Origin of the sequence: Umezawaea sp. Da 62-37, from assembly GCF_032460545.1 — a bacterium.
GTDB lineage: Bacteria > Actinomycetota > Actinomycetes > Mycobacteriales > Pseudonocardiaceae > Umezawaea.
Map to the genome: position 1 here is coordinate 2,488,027 of NZ_CP135965.1, position 17,558 is coordinate 2,505,584.

The window sequence follows — 17,558 nt, forward strand, 5'->3', positions numbered from 1 at the left end:
ATGGCCGACATCGGACGACGCGCCGTGCTCACCGGGCTGGCCGCAGGAGCGGCGGTACCCCTTCTCGGCACGGGCCGGGCGCGCGCCGCGTCGTGGCAGCTCAAGTGGAGCCCGACCGCGTCGAGCACGGGCCTGGCCGCGTTCGAGGGCGTGGAGGACTGGGGCCTCACCTCGCACGGCGGCTCGCACATCTACGTCAAGGGCAACGACTACCGGTTCAACATGCACACGGTCGACCGCGAGGCCAAGGACGACCGGCAGCGCAGCGAGGTCAAGGGCATGCGCTCGGACGGGTCGCTGCTGACCGTGAAGAACGGCCAGACGTGGCGCTGGAACTACCAGATGTGGATCCCCGGCACCCTCAAGGCCACCACCAGCTTCACGCACATCTTCCAGACGAAGATGCCCGGCACCGGCACCCTGCCGCTGACCGTGATGTCGTTGCGGCACACCAACGGCGTCCCGAAGATCGAGTTCAAGATCTACGGCCCGGACATCACCGTCGGGTCGGTGGACCTGGCGCCGTTGCAGAACAAGTGGATCGACGTCGAGATCGAGCAGAAGATCGGCAACGGCAGCGCGGGCAAGGTCCGGTGGGCGCTGCGCGACGCGGGCTCGACGGTCATCGACGCCACCAAGACCGGCGACACGTACCTGGACGACGTCGTGCGCCCCAAGTGGGGCATCTACCGGTCGGTCAGCGACACCGCGCACCTCGTCGACACCTACTTGCTGCTGCGCGACATGAAGGCCTACCAGTACGCGTGACGGGTGGTCCGCCGGGCGTGCCTCACGCCCGGCGGGGCCCCAGCCGCCACGCGGCCACCGCCGCGACGACGACCAGCAGCACCGCCGCTCCGCCGGCGACGGGCAGCGCGGCGAGGTCCCGGTGGGCCAGCCCACCGAGCATCGCGCCCACCGGCGTGCCGCCACCGAGCTTGAACGTCAGCGCCACGATCGCGACGACGGCCAGCAGCGACGGCCCGGACGGGACGATCACCGGCCGTGAGCAGAGCATCCCGACGGCCACCCCGGTCAACCCGCACACCAGGTGCGCGGCGAACCCGAGACCCACCACGGCGACCGTGTACGGGTGCGGGTTGGTGAACACCGGCAGCAGGGTCGCGAGCACCGCCAGCAGCACGGTGCCCAGCACGCCCAGCAGGGCCTGCGCCGACGCCACCCGCCCCCACCCACCGGCGGTCACGGCCGTGACCGCGCGTTGCGTCGGGTCCTCGGTGGTCGCGACGACCACGCCGAACCACGCGGCGACCGGGTAGATCAGCGCGCACGACCCGGCGTAGGCGAACAGCGCCTCGCCGGCGTCACCGCTGAACATCATCCCCAGCACCGCGCAGTGCAGCAGCAACGGCGGCAGGTACCGCTGCGACTTCAGCACGTCGACGGCGAGGTACCTCACCAACGCGATCACGGCGTGCCGCCCCGAAAATCCATCCGTCGATTGTCGACCCCCTACGCCCCGGAGTCGTCAGGGGGTCACGGGCAGGGCGCGAACATCCCGCGGGTGCCGGTCGGGTAGGCGGCGCGGTCGGTGAACCGGCAGCCGAAACCCGCGGCGGAGGTGGCGTCGACGTCGTCACCGGCGGGCTTCCTGCCGTGGTCGACCCAGTCGACCAGCGCGTTCCACGCGGCGCCGACCTCGCTGGGCGCGAACTCGCAGTGCTCGACCGTGCGGATGGCGCGCTGGACGACCTGCTTGCCGCGGCTGTTGCGGACGACGTCGCGGTGGTAGGCCTGCTCCATCGAGAACGGGACGAACATGTCCCCGACGCCGTGCAGCGACAGCACCGGCGCGGTCGGCCTGCCCGTGATGCGCGGGATCTCGGTCAGCGACGGCGTGGCGCGGGAGTAGGGGTCCTCGGGCGCGACGCGCTGCACGACGCGGTTCAGGTCCACCGGGCTGTTCGGGCGGTAGCGGGTGGCCAGGTTGGTGACGAGGCTGCCCGCGTTCTCCGCGAGGCGGTCGCTCGTCGACGGCGCGCCGAGACCGAACACGAAGTCCTTCCAGTAGGCGAAGGCGTTCTCGGCGCCCGGCCGCGGCCCGCCGGACCGCTCGATCGCGACGGACCGGAACTGCTTGCCCCTGTCGTTCGTGGTGTCCGGACCGCCGGGCACGAGCCCGGTCAGGCCCAGTTCGGCCTGGATGCGCGGCACGACGGCGGTCACGTAGTCCGCGGGCGTCGGGTAGGCGCGGATCCCGGACAGGGCCTGGGACGACAGCTGGAAGTCCAGGAAGAAGTCGAACAGCTCGTGGTCGCCGAGCACCCCGCACATGGGCAGCGCGCCGTCGTAGAAGCCGGGGTACTGCTCCAGCGACCGGCCGATGACGTGCCCGCCCATGGACACGCCGGTGACGAACACCTCCTTCGGCCTGCCCACGAGCTGCCCGAACCTCAGCGCGAGGTCGTGCGTGCCGGTGACCCCGGCGCGGACGTCGTAGGCGTTGTCGTAGTACGACGAGGCCGCCCACGCGTAGCCCTGCCGGAGCAACGTGGTCCGCAGCCCGTAGGCGGGCGGGTCCACGGTCAGCACCTTGCCGGTGCCGCGGTAGCCGTGCGCCCACATCGTGAGGCGGCCGTTCCAGTTCGGCGGCACCTCGATCGTGTAGGCGGCGTGCCGGTACACCCCTTGCAGCACGCGGCTGGGCCTGCCGTTCACCGCCTCGGGCGCCAGCGGCGGGTTGTCGACCGTGTACCCCGGCAGCGGCCGGTCGTCCGGAACCCCCCGCCCGGCCGTCTCCACGTCGGTCGCCCCGACCGGATCGGCGGCCGCGGCGGGCGCGCCGCCCGCGACCAGCACGAGCCCCAGCAACGACACCACGAACCGCGTTCGCAACATCCTCGGCACCTCCGTTGGCTCCGACCCCGATCCCACCGCGCCGGACCACCGCGCACCACCCCCCGAACGTCCCGACCGGACCCGAAGTCGTTGGAACGCAAGGAGGATCACCATGATCGGTTCAGACCGGGGTCATGTCCGCACGCTCTTCACCGAGCAGCCCATCCGCAGCGCGTCGGCCAGCACGCGGTCGCTCACGGCGGTCTCGACCAGCAGGCTGAGCCTGCCGTCGGAGGCGGACAGGACGCGGACGCCGTCCCAGTCGCCGATGACGGTGGTGGTGAGATCGCTGACCCCGACCAGCTCGACGGCCACGCCGGTGGCGGCCGCGGGGCCCTGCATCACGACCTCGCGGGCACCCGGCAGCGCGCGGGCGGTGCCCCGGTGGTCGGTGACCAGCACGGTGGCGTCGGCGGCGGCGACCAGCTCGGCCAGCACGGCGCCGGCACCGGTGTCCAGGCCGGTCCACGGCTCGTCGAGGACGAGCAGGTCCTCGGCCAGGAACGCCTGGGCGATGGCGACCTTCTGGGTGTTGCCCTTGGACAGCGTCGAGATCGGGGCTTCCGCGTCGCCGCGGAAGCCCAGCGCGTCGAGCACGTCGGCGCCGGTCGTCCCGCGCACCGCGGACATGTGCCGCAGGTACGCCGTGGTGGACAGCCGCAGGCCCGGCGGGAAGCGTTCGGGCAGGTAGCCCACGGATCTCGGTCTGCCCTCGACCCGTCCGCCGCTGGGGGACGTGACACCTGCGATGATCCTCAGCAGGGTCGACTTGCCGGAGCCGTTCCCACCCGCGATGACGGTCAGCTCGCCGGGTTCGAAGGTGAGGTCGACGTCCTGGAGCACCCAGGGGCCGCGACCGTAGCGCTTGCCCACTCGTTCCAATCGGATCACCGGGACATCCTGCCGCTAGTTAGGTGAGCCTGGCTTGAAGCCCTATAAAGGACGCGCGTACTGTTTAAACCAGAGGGCAACGACTGCGCCACCAGCGCGAGTGCGCAAGACTCGCCCTGTTCCCAACCACCAGACTTGCGCTGCATGGAGTTGACGTGACTGCACCTTCGAGCAAGGACAGCTTCGGCGCCCGCGGTTCGCTCTCGGTAGGAGACGCCTCTTACGAGGTGTTCCGGCTGAACGCGGTCGAGGGTGCCGAGCGCCTGCCGTACAGCCTGAAGATCCTGCTCGAGAACCTGCTGCGGACCGAGGACGGCGCGAACATCACCGCCGACCACGTCCGCGCGCTGGCGAGCTGGGACCCGACGGCCGAACCGTCGACCGAGATCCAGTTCACCCCGGCCCGCGTGGTCATGCAGGACTTCACCGGCGTGCCCTGCGTCGTCGACCTCGCCACCATGCGCGAGGCCGTGACGCAGCTCGGCGGCGACCCGACGAAGGTCAACCCGCTGGCCCCGGCCGAGCTGGTCATCGACCACTCGGTCATCGCCGACGTCTTCGGCCGCCCGGACGCGTTCGAGTCGAACGTGGACCTGGAGTACGAGCGCAACTACGAGCGCTACCAGTTCCTGCGCTGGGGCCAGACGGCGTTCGACGAGTTCAAGGTCGTCCCGCCGGGCACCGGCATCGTGCACCAGGTGAACATCGAGCACCTGGCCCGCGTGATCATGACCCGCAACGGCCAGGCGTACCCGGACACCCTCGTCGGCACGGACAGCCACACGACCATGGTCAACGGCCTCGGCGTGCTGGGCTGGGGCGTCGGCGGCATCGAGGCCGAGGCGGCCATGCTCGGCCAGCCCGTGTCGATGCTGATCCCGCGCGTGGTCGGCTTCAAGCTGCACGGCGAGCTGCCCGCGGGCGCCACCGCCACCGACCTGGTGCTCACGATCACCGAGATGCTGCGCAAGCAGGGCGTCGTCGGCAAGTTCGTCGAGTTCTACGGCAAGGGCGTCGGCGCGGTACCGCTGGCCAACCGCGCCACCATCGGCAACATGAGCCCGGAGTTCGGCTCCACGGTCGGCATCTTCCCGATCGACCAGGAGACCATCGACTACCTGACGCTCACCGGCCGGTCCGCCGAGCAGATCGCGCTAGTCGAGGCCTACGCCAAGGAGCAGGGCCTCTGGCACGACCCGGACTTCGAGGCCGTCTACTCCGAGACGCTGGAGCTGGACCTCGCCACGATCGTCCCGTCCATCGCGGGCCCGAAGCGGCCGCAGGACCGGATCGAGCTGACCGCGGGCCGCGAGGCGTTCCGCCAGTCGCTCAAGGCGTACGTGGCGCACGGCGACGTCGAGGCGAAGTCCGACGTGGACGAGGCCATCGAGGACACGTTCCCGGCCAGCGACCCGATCGCGGTGGGCGAGGGCGAGAACGGCGGCGAGAAGCCGCGCGTCTTCCACTCGGCGGCCGACGGCGCCCAGGGCCGTCCGAGCAACCCGATCAAGGTGACGCTCGACGGCGCCGAGTTCGAGCTGGACCACGGCGCCGTGGCCATCGCCGCGATCACGTCGTGCACGAACACGTCCAACCCGTCGGTCATGATCGGCGCGGCGCTGCTGGCCAAGAAGGCCGTCGAGCGCGGTCTGGAGCGCAAGCCGTGGGTCAAGACGACCCTCGCGCCCGGCTCCAAGGTCGTCATGGACTACTACGAGCGCGCGGGCCTCACCCCGTACCTGGAGAAGCTCGGCTTCCACCTGGTCGGCTACGGCTGCACCACGTGCATCGGCAACTCCGGCCCGCTCCAGGACGAGATCTCCGCCGGTATCCAGGAGAACGACCTCGCCGCGGTGTCCGTGCTGTCGGGCAACCGCAACTTCGAGGGCCGGATCAACCCGGACATCAAGATGAACTACCTGGCCAGCCCGCCGCTGGTCGTGGCGTACGCGCTCGCGGGGTCGATGGACAAGGACATCACCACCGAGCCGCTGGGCAACGACCAGGACGGCAAGCCGGTGTACCTCGCCGACATCTGGCCGTCGGCGCAGGAGGTCGCGGAGGTCGTCTCCACCTCGATCACCTCGGAGATGTTCACCAAGGACTACGCCGACGTGTTCGCCGGCGACCAGCGCTGGCAGTCGCTGCCGACGCCGACCGGCAAGACGTTCGAGTGGGCCGAGGACTCGACCTACGTGCGGAAGCCCCCGTACTTCGAGGGCATGGAGATGGACCCGAAGCCGGTCACCGACGTGTCGGGCGCCCGCGTCCTCGCGCTGCTCGGCGACTCGGTCACCACGGACCACATCTCCCCCGCCGGTTCGATCAAGGGCGACTCCCCCGCGGGCAAGTACCTGACCGAGCACGGCGTGGAGCGCAAGGACTTCAACTCCTACGGCTCCCGTCGCGGCAACCACGAGGTGATGATCCGCGGCACGTTCGCGAACATCCGGCTGCGCAACCTGCTGCTCGCCGACGTCGGCGCGGACGGCGTCCAGGGTGGCTTCACCCGCAACTTCCTGGCCGACGACGCGCCGCAGACCACGATCTACGAGGCGTCGGCCGCGTACGCCGACGCCGGTGTGCCGCTGGTCGTGCTGGCGGGCAAGGAGTACGGCTCCGGCTCGTCGCGCGACTGGGCCGCGAAGGGCACCGCCCTGCTGGGCGTGCGCGTCGTGATCGCCGAGTCGTTCGAGCGCATCCACCGCTCGAACCTGATCGGCATGGGCGTGCTGCCGCTCCAGTTCCCCGCGGGCGAGACCGCCGCGTCGCTGGGCCTCGACGGCACGGAGACGTTCGACGTGTCCGGCGTGACCGTGCTCAACGACGGCTCCACGCCGTCTACCGTGCACGTGGTGGCGACCAAGGCCGACTCCGAGGTGGAGTTCGACGCGGTCGTCCGCATCGACACCCCCGGTGAGGCGGACTACTACCGCAACGGCGGCATCATGCAGTACGTGCTGCGCAAGATGGTCCGCGGCTAGGATCCTGTTCATGACGAAGGCCCGTCCGGTTCGCACCGGGCGGGCCTTCGCCGTGTTCCGGGGTCTTCCCGTGGACGAGCGGGTGGTCGAAGTGCTCGCCTCGTGGTCGCCGTCCTACCGGGTGGATCGGGTGGCGCTGCTCGGCGCGGGGCAGGACAACGTGGCGTGGGAGGTCAACGGCGAACTGGTCGTGCGGTTCGCGAAGGCGCCCGATCCCGTGGAGACCGACCGGGAGGCGCGGCTGCTGGCGAAAGTGGCGGAGGTGTCGCCGCTCCCCGTGCCCACGCCGGTGTTCTCGGTCCCGGAGTCCGGGTGCCTGGTGTACCGGAAGCTGCCCGGCTCACCCCTGCTCGGGCTGTCGGGGCCGCCCGCAGTTCCCCTCGGCGCGGTGTTCGGCGGGTACCTGGCCGCGCTGCACGCCGTGCCGGTGGAGCGGATGGCCGACGTGGTCGGGGTGGACGACGACCCGCTCCCGCAGTGGCTGTCGGAGGCGGCGGAACTGTACGCGCCGGACACGATCCCTCCTGTCCACAGAGGACCGGTCGAGTCCTTCCTCTCCGCTGCGCCACCCCTCACCCGTTCCGCAAAGGTGTTCTCCCACAACGATCTCGGCGTCGAGCACGTCCTGGTCGACGCCCGCTCGTGGACGGTCACCGGTGTGATCGACTGGACGGACGCGGCGCTGTGCGACCCGGCGTACGACTTCGGACTCCTGTACCGCGACCTCGGTCCGGCCGCGCTGGACGCCGCGCTCGCCGCTTACGGGAACGACTCGCTGCGCGAACGCGCGGTGTTCTACGGCCGGTGCACCGTGCTGGAGGACCTGGCCTACGCGCTCGACACCGGGAAGGCCGTCTACGCCGACAAGTCGCTGACCGCCCTGAACTGGCTGTTCTCCGGCCGGTAGTCGCGGCGGGTGGCGAGCAGGACCGCGGCGAGCGCGACCGCCATCGCCACCACGTAGCCGACCTGGAAGGCGATCGGGTTCGCCGTGGGCACGAGGATCGGGCTCCACAGGCCCATCGGGGTGTCGTCGCCGGGGACCGAGAAGAACTGCCACTGCGTCCAGTTCCAGCCCAGGTGCAGGCCGACGGGCAGGGCGATGCCCTTGGTGCGGAGGGCTGCGACGCCGAACACGACGGCGCCGATCGCGGGGCCGGCGGCGGTCCAGAGGAGTTCGAGGCCGCCGGACTTGACCGACGTGGACGTGCCGAGGTTGACCAGGTGGTAGCCGCCGAACCCGACCGCCAGCAGGCCCACGGCGACCTTCGGACCGAGGCTGTCCGCCAGGCGGCGCAGGGCGTAGCCGCGGAAGACCAGTTCCTCGACCAGCACGGCGAAGAAGAAGTACGCGGTGCCCGTGAGCGCGACCGGGCCGGTGAAAGCCCTGTTGGGCACCCAGTACAGGACGCCGTGCAGCATCAGGCCCCACGCCAGGCCGCACACGAGCGCCGTGCCGACCACCGAGCCGACCGCGAACCACGCCAGGCTCGTCCCCCTCGCACGGGGCCGCTTGCCTTCGAAGATCCGGGTCAGTCCCAGGACCAGCACCGCGGCGAGCGCCACGACCTGCCACGTGCCACCGCCGAACATCCCGGCCAGGAACGCGGCGACCACCACCGACGCCGCGCTGAGCGCGAGGAACCCCGCGACCTTCCACCCCGTGCGAACCGATCCGCTTGCGTCGCGCCACATGTGCGCAAGTAGACACCACGACGGGCCGGGCTTCGCCACCTCTGACTGTTAGCGTAGCTAATCATGTGGACCGGGCTGCTGATCGCGGGTGTGGTGGTGACGCTCGGAGGGCTCGTCCAGGGGTTGGCGGGGTTCGGGTTGGCGCTGGTCGCCGTGCCGATCCTCGCGCTGCTCGACCCCTCGCTGCTGCCGGTGCCGATCCTGATCACCGCGATGGCGCACTCGGTCATGAGCCTCGCGCGCGAGCACCGGCACGTCGACTGGCACGGCGTCGGCTGGGCGATGGTCGGGCGGCTGCCCGGCACCGTGATCGGTGTCCTGCTCGTGGACTCGTTGGACCAGAAGAGGTTCAGCCTCCTGATCGGGGTCGTGGTGCTGCTCAGCGTGCTGCTGTCGATCACGGCCTGGAACCCGCGCCCGACGAAGGTGTCGCTGATGATCGCGGGGCTCACCAGCGGCTCGTTCGGCACCGCGATGTCCGTCGGCGGCCCTCCGGTGGCCATGCTCTACCAGAACTCACCGGGCGCCCGGGTCCGCGCGACGCTCGCCGCGTACTTCGTGCTCGGCTCCGTCACCTCCGTCATCGGCCTGAGCGTCGCGGGCCAGGTCCACGCCCACCAGCTCCTCACCGGCCTGCTGCTCATCCCGTTCCTGGTCGTCGGCTTCCTGCTGTCCAGCCCGTTGCGGAAGTTCGTCGACACCAACGGCATCCGCGTCCCGGTGCTCGTGCTGTCCACGATCACCGCCGTCACGCTGATCGTCCGCAGCGCCATCGGCTAAGGGCTTCCGGCCGCTTCCTGGTCCTCCCACGCGACCGTCCGCCGCGCCTGCTCCGCAACGTCCGGCAAGGGCTGACGCCCGACCTCCCGCGGTCGCGACGGACCGGATGCCTCCGCTTCACCATCACGCGGCAACGGCGGACCGGGCTGCTCCGCCTCACCATCACGCGGCGGCGGGAACGTCCGCAGGCTCTCCGGCCGCGCCACCTCGTCCCCCTCCTCCAACTGCCGCAACTCCTGCCGCGCCTCCGCGATCTGACGGCGCACGTCCCCCAACTCCGCCTCCACCGCCGCCCGCGCGTGCGCCAACGCGAGCACCTGCGAGGTCTTCCGCTGCGCCAGTTCCGCCTCGAACCGCAACTTCACCGCCAACCGATCCCGCAGGATCCGCTCAGCCTCGACCCGCAACCCCTCGACCCGCCGCCGAACCTCCTCGTACTCGAACCCGCCGATCCCCGCCAACTGCTCGTTGGCCTCGTCCAGCCGCCTCTGCACACGGGCGACCACCAGCTCCAACTCCGCGATCCTGTTCGCCTTCCGCCTGAACATCGCCCACGTCCTCAGCTCGTCCACGGCCCCGCCCCGGTCATCGCCGGTCCCAACGCACCGTGTTAGCCAGCACCAGCCACGTCACCCGTGTGGCCGCACTTTCTTCACCCGAAGGGCCGCTCAAGCACCGGGGAAGGCCTGCCGGGTCACGTCCAGGCGGACCGTGCCAACTGCACGACCTGCGCGACGAGGTCCCGCGGTGGCACGTCGAGGTCCAAGGGGTACTCGGTGATCGTGATCGACGAGTTGTGGACCCGCCGCGGCGTGATGCCGGTGGTGCCGCTCGCGTACACGAGCCAGGCCTTGTCGACCTGGAGCGCGGTGCAGTAGGAGACCACCTGGTAGAAGTCCGTGTTGGGGTAGCGGCCCGATGTGCTCTCGCGCTTGTACTTCGCGTCCACCACGAACCTGGGGACGTCGTCCACCAGGTGCACCACGTCGACGTTCATCGAGATGACGCCGCCGGTGTCGAGCTTGGCCGGGAACTGCCGTTCGGTTCTCCCCGGATCGGAACTCCACGCCTCGGTCAACGCGGTGGTCACGAAGTCCTCGAAGACCTTCTCCATGTTGACGACGAACGCGGCGATCGACAGCCCGTCCCGCCCCACTTCGAACGAGCCCGTGCTCAGCACGAGCTCGGCGATCCGCAGCGCCGGGTGGTAGGGCGCGTTGAGGCGGTGCGGCCGCCACCGCGGCAGCGGAACCCCGGACGGCAGCACCGAGATGCCGGTGAGCCGGTTCAGCACGTGGCGCAGGCGCGTCCTGATCTTCGCTTCGACGCGGGGAACGGTGAGCATCCGGCTGATGGCACCCCGCAGCAGGCGGTTCTCCGGGATGTCCACCGTGTACTCGTCGTGCGTCGTCTCGATCGGCATCATGCGGCCTGGCCACCTGGTGATCTGGTCGCCGACCCGGATGCGCCCGCGGATCACCGTGCTCGTCGCGTGCTCGGTCGTGTAGCCGAGCAGCACGCCGCGGGCCAAGGCGCGTTCGGCGTTGCGGCACAGGGTTTCCGCGACGACGCCCCACAGACCGTCCGCTTCCACGCCTTCGACGTTCTCCGGGCGGAAGCCGGGGTCGCGTGCGTAACCGAGCAGGAAGAGCAGGCGCGGGATGCTGACCTTCGGGGTCACCACCACGTCGAGACCGAACGCGTGGACGGCGCCGACCTGCTTGGACCTGGGGATCAGCGTGAAGGCATCACCGGCAGGCCGGACATCGACCAGTCCACACCCCCGCAGGTAGGTCGCCTGGGCGGAGGTGAGCACCGTGGTGGCGCCCGTGCCGGCGTTCTCCTGCAGGACGATCACAGGAGGTCGCGGACGGCGTCGAGGCCGAAGGTGTCGTGCACCTTCTGGCGGGACATGCGCTCGTAGTAGTGCTCTTCGAGCAGCGGCAGGATCGAGTGCTCCCACACGAGGTCCAGGCTGTGGTCCGCGTCCGGTTTCATCAGGTACGACGGACCTATCTTGAACTCCCTGTCCTCGCCGATCTCGTCGTTGAGCTTGGCGAGCAGCTCCGCTCGTTCGGGGCCTTTGCCGTTCGCCTCGGACCACCGCGTGAGCAGGTCCTGCACCGGAGGGTGGTCCGGGTGGAGTTCGACGAACGCGAACCGGCGTCGCATGGCTGCGTCCACCAGCGCGATCGAGCGGTCGGCGGTGTTCATCGTGCCGATGACGAAGACGTTGGGGGGCAAGGTGAAGCGCTCACCGGACGAGTACTGGAGGTCGATCGCCTCGTCGCGGTACTCCAGCAGGAAGTACAGCTCGCCGAACACCTTCGGGAGGTTCGCCCGGTTGATCTCGTCGATGATGAGGACGTACGGGCGTTCCAAATCGGCTGCTGCATCCGCTGCGAGCCTGCGCAGCGGACCCGGTACCAGTTCGAAAGCGGCCGTCTCGCCACGGGAACGCGGCCGGAACCCCTCGAAGAAGTCCTCGTACGCGTACGAGGGGTGGAACTGGACCAGACGGACTGCGCCCGGATCAGCGATGTGGCGTGACAGTTCCCGCGCTAAGACCACATCTCATTTGGGGTTGTTGTGAGTAAGCAGGTCCAGCTTGATGGCTCGGCGGTAGCAGATCACCGCGCAGGCCAGCTGGGCGAATGCCAGGAAGTGGGCGGCCTTGCGTTCGTAGCGGCGCGCCAGCCGTCGGAACCGAGAAACCCACTCCAGGGTCCGTTCGATGACGTAGCGGTGGCGGCCCAGCTTCTTGGAGGACTCGATGCCCCGGCGGGCGATCCGGGCAATGATGCCCCGCCGCCGCAACGCCTTGCGGCAGGACAGGTAGTCATAGCCCTTGTCTCCGTGCAGCTTGCGCGGACGGTGACGAGGCCTGCCGACAGGCCCCTTGACCGGGACCACACCGTCGACGACGGCCTCCAGTTCCAGGTGGTCGTTGCGGTTGGCCGCGGACACACCCACGGCCAGCGGGAGACCGCCGCGGTCGCTCATGGCGTGGATCTTGCTGCCGGGCTTGCCCCGGTCGACCGGGCTGGGGCCGGTCAGATCCCCCCTTTGACCGCCCTGACCTGCATACCGTCCACCGACGCACGCGACCAGTCGATCGCCCCGGCCGAGCCGAGCAGATCCAGCATCACCTGGTGCAGCCGGGCGAACACGTCCGCCTCGACCCACTCGGTGAACCGGCGATGCGCGGTCGGGGTGCTGACCCCGAACGACGCCGGTAGCGCCGACCAGGCACATCCGGTCCGCAGCACGTACAGGATGGCCGCCAGCACCATACGATCGTCCAGACGCCGCCGACCTCCGCACTGGTGGCGTTGCGGCGCATCGGGCAGCAACGGCTGTGCCAGCTGCCACAACGGCTCTGGGCACCACTTCTCTACATCGTTCATCGTTGATCAACGATATCGCCTACCTCGCAACACGCCCAAACGAGATACGGTCTAAGTAGGTCTTCCCCGTGCCGGGAGGCCCGTACAGGACGATCTGCTTGCGGTGCTGCATCAACGTGACGATCTTCTGCAGCCACGGCAGGTCGAAGTGCAGCCTGTCCGCGAACTCCTGCGTGGCAGCAGGCAGTTCGACCGGACCGGCAGGCCGCTGCGGAGGTCGCGCCAGGTCTGCCGCCAGCCGATCCGCGTCGGTCGCGGTGTAGCCAGGAACGCGCAGCCTGAGCCGGATCTGCTTGGTGTTGTTGCCTGTCTCGGTCTTGCCGATTCGCGCTTGAGCGCGGCCTAGCACCCTGCGGAACTGCTCGATGTCGGGTACATCGGCCAGTACGACTGGCGACTCGATGATCGCGCGCTGCGCCTCAGAGAGGTTCTTCGTCCTGGTGGAGTCAACAAACCCACCCACCAGTACCGCACGGAGATCGCGAAGCCTGCCGAGCAAGAGCTCCAAAGCCGGGTTGTAGTGGGGGTTGCGCCCCTTCGGACTACTGCTGGACCTGCCACCCCTGCTTCTCAGGACCAACGAGAGGGTGTCGCCGTCCGGCTCGATCTCGAACTCCGCGTCCAGCACGGCACCCGCGTCGTCTGTTGCCTGCATGTCGTGATCATCGATGACCACCGGTACAGGGTTACCGCAGGGACTCGATAGCAGCAGCGCCACCGGAAATGCTGTTGTGCAGGGCGATCGGCCGGTGGTCCGAATGCTCCAGCGGATGCCGCAGATGGACCCTCGGTCCAAGGGGAAATCACCCGAACGAGAACCCCCGGCACGGCCAGGGCACGGTGATCAGGGGTCGCCGTGCCCGTGGCGGTCAGCCCAGGACGTTGGGTTCGTCGAGCAGCCACAGCCAGGTGCCGTCGGGTTGGCGGCGGGCGACCTCGGCGGTGGCGGTGGGGCCGCGTCGGGTCGACGTGAGTGCCAGGTTGCCGTTGTGCAGGGCGATGCGCTGCTCGCCGGCGGCGAACTTGGGGCGGTCTTCGAGGAGCATGGTGTAGATCTGGCGGATCTCGTCGGTGCCGGTGGCGCGGCGGCCGTCGGGCAGCGCCAGCACGGCGCGGGGTTCGTAGAGGGCGATCAGGCCGTCGATGTCGCCGGCGTTGGCCCGTTCGACGAAGTAGCGGCCCAGGTCTTCGGGTGTGGTGGCACGTGGGTGGTCGTTCGGCATGTGCCGAGCATGTCAAACGGGTACGACAGTTTTCGCACGGCGTTCCACGACGACCGACAGCACGGCGACGGCGAGGCCCGCGAGGGTGAGGGCGACGCCCACCCAGGCGGTGGACAGGTAGCCCCAGCCGGCGGCGATGGCGAGGCCGCCGAGCCACGCGCCCGCGCCGTTGGCGACGTTCAGCGCGGAGTGGTTGGACGAGGAGGCCAGGGACGGGGCGTCCGGGGAGGCGTCCATGAGGCGCATCTGGAGCGCCGAGGCCAGCACGGTGGTGGTGAAGCCGATCAGGAACAGCAGCAGGAACGACGCCACGGGGATGGGCGCGAGCAGGCCGAACAGGGCCAACTCGACCGTGGTGGCGATGAGGGTGCCGAAGACCGTGCCCATCACGGAGCGGTCAAGGAAGCGGCCGCCGAGCCACGCGCCGGTGGTCATGCCGAGCCCGAAGACGGCCAGGATCCATGGGACGGCGCCCGAGCCGAGGCCGGTGACCTCGGTCGTGGTGGGCGAGATGTAGGAGTAGACGGCGAACATGCCGCCGAAGCCGATCATGCCCGTGACGAGGGCGAACCACACCTGCGGGCGGCGGAACGCGCGGAGTTCGGCGCCGACGCTGGCGTCGTGCGCGGCGGGGATGCGGGGCACCCACTTGGCCAGCGCCAGCGCCGTGACGACGGAGACGACGGCCACCGCGGCGTACGCGCTGCGCCAGCCGATCTGCTGACCGGCGGCGGTGGCGAAGGGGACGCCGATGAGGTTCGCGACGGTCAGGCCGACCATCACGCGGGCGACGGCCGTGCCGCGGCGTTCGGGGGTGACGATGCCGGAGGCGACGACGGCGGCGATGCCGAAGAACGCGCCGTGCGGCAGGCCGGCGACGAACCGGGAGATCATCAGCAGGGTGGCGTTCGGGGCGATGACGGACAGGCCGTTGCCGAGGGCGACGGCCAGCATCAACGCGATCAGCAGGCCCTTGCGCGGCAGCTTCGCGGCCAGCCCGGCGATGAGCGGCGCGCCGACGACGACGCCGAGCGCGTACAGGCTGATCGAGTGGCCCGCGGTGGGGATGGAGATGTCGAACGTGGTCGCGATCTGCGGCAGCAGGCCCATCGTGGCGAACTCGGTGGTGCCGATGCCGAAGCCGCCGAGTGCGAGGGCTGCGAGCGCGGGCGCGGTGGAGCGCCGGACGGTAGTGGGTTCCGCGGTCGTGGTCACGCGTGGCTCCTGACGACGACTGGTTGACGGCTGAACCGATTCTACCGGCCCGTTTTCCCAGTTCAGCCGTGCCGCTGCTCACAACTGGAGCGCTTCAGGAACGACCGAGGCTCGCCAGCAGGTTGATCATGGTCGCGATCACCACCGTGCCGAACAGGAACGACAGCAGCCCGTGCCGCAGCGCCGTGGCCCGGATCACCCGGTCCCGGATGGCCGTGTCGGACACCTGGAACGTCATCCCGAGCGTGAACGCCAGGTAGGCGAAGTCGGTGTACGCGGGCGGCTCCTCCGAGTTGAAGTCGATCCCGCCGTCCGGCCCCGCGTAGTAGAGCCGGGCGTACCGGGTCGCGAACGTCGTGTGCACCGCCGCCCACGACACCGCCACGCTCCCCACGCTCAGCGCCGCCTGGAGTTCCGGGCTCTGCCCCTGCGCGGTCAGCAGCAGCACGACCGCCCCCAGGCTGGCCACCGCCGACACCAGCACCAGCACGTCCATCACCGCCCGCCCGGCGTCCTCGCGCACCGCGTGCCGGGCCGTCGTGGGCGCGTCCATCGGCCAGATCGTCGCCCACTTCCACACCAGGTAGACGATCCCGCCCGCCATCCACCCGATCAGCACCGCGAACGCCCAGTGCGCGCCCAGGAGGGACACGGCCACCCCCGCCACCACCCCGACCACGACCGCGACCAGCAGGTGCGTGCGAGCGGGCGCGCCGGGGCCACCGCCGAGCCCGGAACGGGGAAGGTCAGCCATGCCGCAGGTATACCCGCTCGGCGGCGGACCGGCGGCGTGAGCCGGAGCGCCCCTCCCGAACGGGAGGGGCGCCCGACGGGTCACGCGAACGGCTGGACGTTCGGGGCGAACACCTGGCCGTTGGCCGGGGCCTTGAGGTTCACCAGGTAGTCGGTCACGAGGGTGTCCACCCCCGCGCTGTCGCCCAGGATGCAGTGGCCGAAGGCGTCCACGCTGATCAGGCGCGCGTTGCCGAGCTGCTTGGCCATCCGCTGGGCGAACCTGTACTGCGTCGCGGGGTCGTAGTAGTTGCCGACCACGACGACCGGGTTGGGCGTCTTGCGGTTCCACGGGCCCGACCAGCGGTCCGGGTGCGGTACCGGCCAGCTCGCGCAGGTGAGCAGGTCGGACGCGGCCTGGTAGCGGCCGAACGTGGGCGACTCGCGCTCCCACGCCTTCGCGACCAGCGGGAACAGCTCCGGGACGCGGACGAACGGCTTGTCCGCGCAGTTGACGGCGTAGTAGGAGTCGTCGAACTCGTACGGGGTGTCCGCGAGGACGCGCACGTCGGCGCGGCCCTGGTTGTTGGCCGGCAGCGGCACGTCCGACACCGACGCCGCCGACAGCGGGGCGACACCGTTGATCGCGTCGTGGATCGTCTGCAGGTACGCGGCGAGCGCGGTGAACGAGCTCGGCGAGTACAGGTTCGACGAGACCCGTCCGATCACGCCCTCGTAAGTCGCGGACGTGCCGTCGGGCAGCGTCACGGCCTGCGTGCGCAGGTGGTCGCGCAGCGCGTCGAACTTGGCGCGCGGGTCGCCGTCGCTGAACGCGCACTTGGCGCCCACGGCGTCGCAGCGCTCGAGGAACGCGTCGAGCGCGATCTCGAAGCCCTGCGCGCGTTCGCGGTCGTACTGGGCGCCGTTGTGGGTGCGCAGGTTCGGGTCGACGTTGCCGTCGATCACGATCGCGCGGAACTTGCTCGGGAAGATGTTGGCGTAGGTCGCGCCGAGCAGCGTGCCGTAGGAGAACCCGACGTAGTTCAGCTGCTTGTCGCCGACGCCCTGGCGCATCAGGTCGAGGTCGCGCGCCACGTCCTCGGTGGACATGTGGTCGATCAGCGGACCGGCCACCTTGCCGCACGACTTCGTGTAGTCGAGCGTGGCGTCCATGGTGTCGCGGATCTGGGTCCGGGTGACCGGGACGCTCGACATGCGGCCGAAGACCTCGTCGGCCTCCTCCATGGTGGTGAAGCACTTCAGCGGCGCGCTGCGGCCGACGCCGCGCGGGTCGAACCCGATGAGGTCGAACCGCTTCATGATCTCCGGCTGGAAGAACGAGCTGCCGTAGGCGGAGTAGATGAGCCCGGCGCCGCCGGGGCCGCCGGGGTTGATGAACAGCGAGCCGATCTTGTTCGCCTGGTCGTCGGCCGGGCGCTTCATCATCTGGACGCCGATGGTGGCGCCGCGCGGCTTGCCGTGGTCGAGCGGCACCGGGTAGGCGGCGCAGCTGACCTTGTCGCGCTGGGCGGCCGGGATCTCGGCGAGCACGTCGGCGGCGCAGGGCGCCCACGCGGCGGGCTTGGCGGTGCTGACGGGTGCCGGTTGCGCCGAGGCGGCGGATCCGCCGAGTGCCAGCCCGGACCAGACGACCCCCAGGGCCAGTGCGCCGGCTAGCGTTCTGCGTGCGTTCGGTAGTGCCACGGGTGCTGATCTCCTTGGTCTCCGCGTGCGTCGCCCCTCACGTGCCCAACGACGCAACCGCCGGAGAC

General features: G+C 70.1%; 17 protein-coding genes. 4 read left to right on the forward strand and 13 right to left on the reverse strand.

Going from position 1 to position 17,558, the window contains the following annotated elements; genetic code table 11:
* Positions 1-768: a Tat pathway signal sequence domain protein gene (locus RM788_RS10740; RefSeq protein ID WP_315931457.1), complete on the forward strand. Its 768-nt coding sequence runs from the start codon at positions 1-3 to the stop codon at positions 766-768.
* 22 nt (positions 769-790) lie between these two features.
* Here the strand turns inward: RM788_RS10740 and RM788_RS10745 are convergent, their stop codons facing one another.
* The 3 genes from RM788_RS10745 to RM788_RS10755 form a co-directional block, all read right to left on the reverse strand.
* Positions 791-1,432 carry a hypothetical protein gene (locus RM788_RS10745; protein ID WP_315931458.1) on the reverse strand — a complete coding sequence of 214 codons (642 nt, stop codon included), beginning with the start codon at positions 1,430-1,432 and terminating at the stop codon, positions 791-793.
* Between the two features lie 65 nt (positions 1,433-1,497).
* A complete protein-coding gene (locus tag RM788_RS10750; protein WP_315931459.1) occupies positions 1,498-2,859 on the reverse strand; it encodes a hypothetical protein in 1,362 nt (453 codons plus the stop codon).
* Positions 2,860-2,991: 132 nt separating this feature from the next.
* Positions 2,992-3,750 (reverse strand): ATP-binding cassette domain-containing protein, encoded by a 759-nt coding sequence (locus tag RM788_RS10755; protein WP_315931460.1) that lies wholly within the window; start codon positions 3,748-3,750, stop codon positions 2,992-2,994.
* Between the two features lie 155 nt (positions 3,751-3,905).
* On the opposite strand from RM788_RS10755, the gene RM788_RS10760 reads away from it, so the two are divergent.
* Positions 3,906-6,734 (forward strand): aconitate hydratase, encoded by a 2,829-nt coding sequence (locus RM788_RS10760; RefSeq protein ID WP_315931461.1) that lies wholly within the window; start codon positions 3,906-3,908, stop codon positions 6,732-6,734.
* A 10-nt stretch (positions 6,735-6,744) separates the two neighbouring features.
* Complete coding sequence (locus RM788_RS10765) at positions 6,745-7,641, forward strand: phosphotransferase family protein (RefSeq protein ID WP_315931462.1); 897 nt, start codon at positions 6,745-6,747, stop codon at positions 7,639-7,641.
* Here RM788_RS10765 and RM788_RS10770 read toward each other — a convergent pair.
* The gene (locus RM788_RS10770; protein ID WP_315931463.1) at positions 7,590-8,429 is read right to left on the reverse strand and encodes a CPBP family intramembrane glutamic endopeptidase; all 840 of its coding nucleotides are present in this window, start codon (positions 8,427-8,429) and stop codon (positions 7,590-7,592) included. The genes RM788_RS10765 and RM788_RS10770 overlap by 52 nt on opposite strands.
* Before the next feature lie 63 nt (positions 8,430-8,492).
* On the opposite strand from RM788_RS10770, the gene RM788_RS10775 reads away from it, so the two are divergent.
* On the forward strand, positions 8,493-9,209 hold the full coding sequence (locus RM788_RS10775; protein ID WP_315931464.1) for a sulfite exporter TauE/SafE family protein: 717 nt from the start codon (positions 8,493-8,495) through the stop codon (positions 9,207-9,209).
* Here RM788_RS10775 and RM788_RS10780 read toward each other — a convergent pair.
* The 9 genes from RM788_RS10780 to RM788_RS10820 form a co-directional block, all read right to left on the reverse strand.
* Entirely contained in the window at positions 9,206-9,757 is a 552-nt protein-coding gene (locus RM788_RS10780) for a hypothetical protein (RefSeq protein WP_315931465.1), read from the reverse strand. The genes RM788_RS10775 and RM788_RS10780 overlap by 4 nt on opposite strands.
* A 146-nt stretch (positions 9,758-9,903) precedes the next feature.
* On the reverse strand, positions 9,904-11,067 hold the full coding sequence (locus tag RM788_RS10785; RefSeq protein WP_315931466.1) for an McrC family protein: 1,164 nt from the start codon (positions 11,065-11,067) through the stop codon (positions 9,904-9,906).
* Positions 11,064-11,780, reverse strand: a complete 717-nt coding sequence (locus RM788_RS10790) for an McrB family protein (RefSeq protein WP_315931467.1) — start codon at positions 11,778-11,780, stop codon at positions 11,064-11,066. The genes RM788_RS10785 and RM788_RS10790 overlap by 4 nt, the downstream gene beginning before the upstream one ends.
* Positions 11,781-11,783: 3 nt before the next feature.
* Positions 11,784-12,616 (reverse strand): IS5 family transposase gene (locus RM788_RS10795; protein WP_315931468.1). Its coding sequence is split into 2 segments (ribosomal slippage): positions 11,784-12,268 and positions 12,268-12,616, totalling 834 coding nucleotides; the frame shifts between segments, so codons are not numbered across the junction.
* Between the two features lie 19 nt (positions 12,617-12,635).
* Positions 12,636-13,292, reverse strand: coding sequence for a hypothetical protein (locus tag RM788_RS10800; RefSeq protein ID WP_315931469.1), 657 nt, complete (start codon positions 13,290-13,292; stop codon positions 12,636-12,638).
* A 193-nt stretch (positions 13,293-13,485) separates the two neighbouring features.
* Positions 13,486-13,839, reverse strand: coding sequence for a YybH family protein (locus RM788_RS10805; protein WP_315931470.1), 354 nt, complete (start codon positions 13,837-13,839; stop codon positions 13,486-13,488).
* A 12-nt stretch (positions 13,840-13,851) separates the two neighbouring features.
* Positions 13,852-15,054: an MFS transporter gene (locus RM788_RS10810; RefSeq protein ID WP_315931471.1), complete on the reverse strand. Its 1,203-nt coding sequence runs from the start codon at positions 15,052-15,054 to the stop codon at positions 13,852-13,854.
* A 94-nt stretch (positions 15,055-15,148) separates the two neighbouring features.
* A complete protein-coding gene (locus RM788_RS10815) occupies positions 15,149-15,808 on the reverse strand; it encodes a DUF1345 domain-containing protein (RefSeq protein WP_315931472.1) in 660 nt (219 codons plus the stop codon).
* Between the two features lie 80 nt (positions 15,809-15,888).
* Positions 15,889-17,490 (reverse strand): alpha/beta hydrolase, encoded by a 1,602-nt coding sequence (locus RM788_RS10820; RefSeq protein ID WP_315931473.1) that lies wholly within the window; start codon positions 17,488-17,490, stop codon positions 15,889-15,891.
* Positions 17,491-17,558: the final 68 nt, after the last annotated feature.

What these genes read in the sequence shown, in the direction of transcription:
- RM788_RS10805 (WP_315931470.1), bottom strand. Translation starts at nt 13,839, where the DNA reads ATGCCGAACGACCACCCACGTGCCACCACACCCGAAGACCTGGGCCGC.
- RM788_RS10750 (WP_315931459.1), bottom strand. Translation starts at nt 2,859, where the DNA reads ATGTTGCGAACGCGGTTCGTGGTGTCGTTGCTGGGGCTCGTGCTGGTC.
- RM788_RS10770 (WP_315931463.1), bottom strand. Translation starts at nt 8,429, where the DNA reads ATGTGGCGCGACGCAAGCGGATCGGTTCGCACGGGGTGGAAGGTCGCG.
- RM788_RS10775 (WP_315931464.1), top strand. Translation starts at nt 8,493, where the DNA reads ATGTGGACCGGGCTGCTGATCGCGGGTGTGGTGGTGACGCTCGGAGGG.
- RM788_RS10765 (WP_315931462.1), top strand. Translation starts at nt 6,745, where the DNA reads ATGACGAAGGCCCGTCCGGTTCGCACCGGGCGGGCCTTCGCCGTGTTC.
- RM788_RS10740 (WP_315931457.1), top strand. Translation starts at nt 1, where the DNA reads ATGGCCGACATCGGACGACGCGCCGTGCTCACCGGGCTGGCCGCAGGA.
- RM788_RS10815 (WP_315931472.1), bottom strand. Translation starts at nt 15,808, where the DNA reads ATGGCTGACCTTCCCCGTTCCGGGCTCGGCGGTGGCCCCGGCGCGCCC.
- RM788_RS10780 (WP_315931465.1), bottom strand. Translation starts at nt 9,757, where the DNA reads ATGTTCAGGCGGAAGGCGAACAGGATCGCGGAGTTGGAGCTGGTGGTC.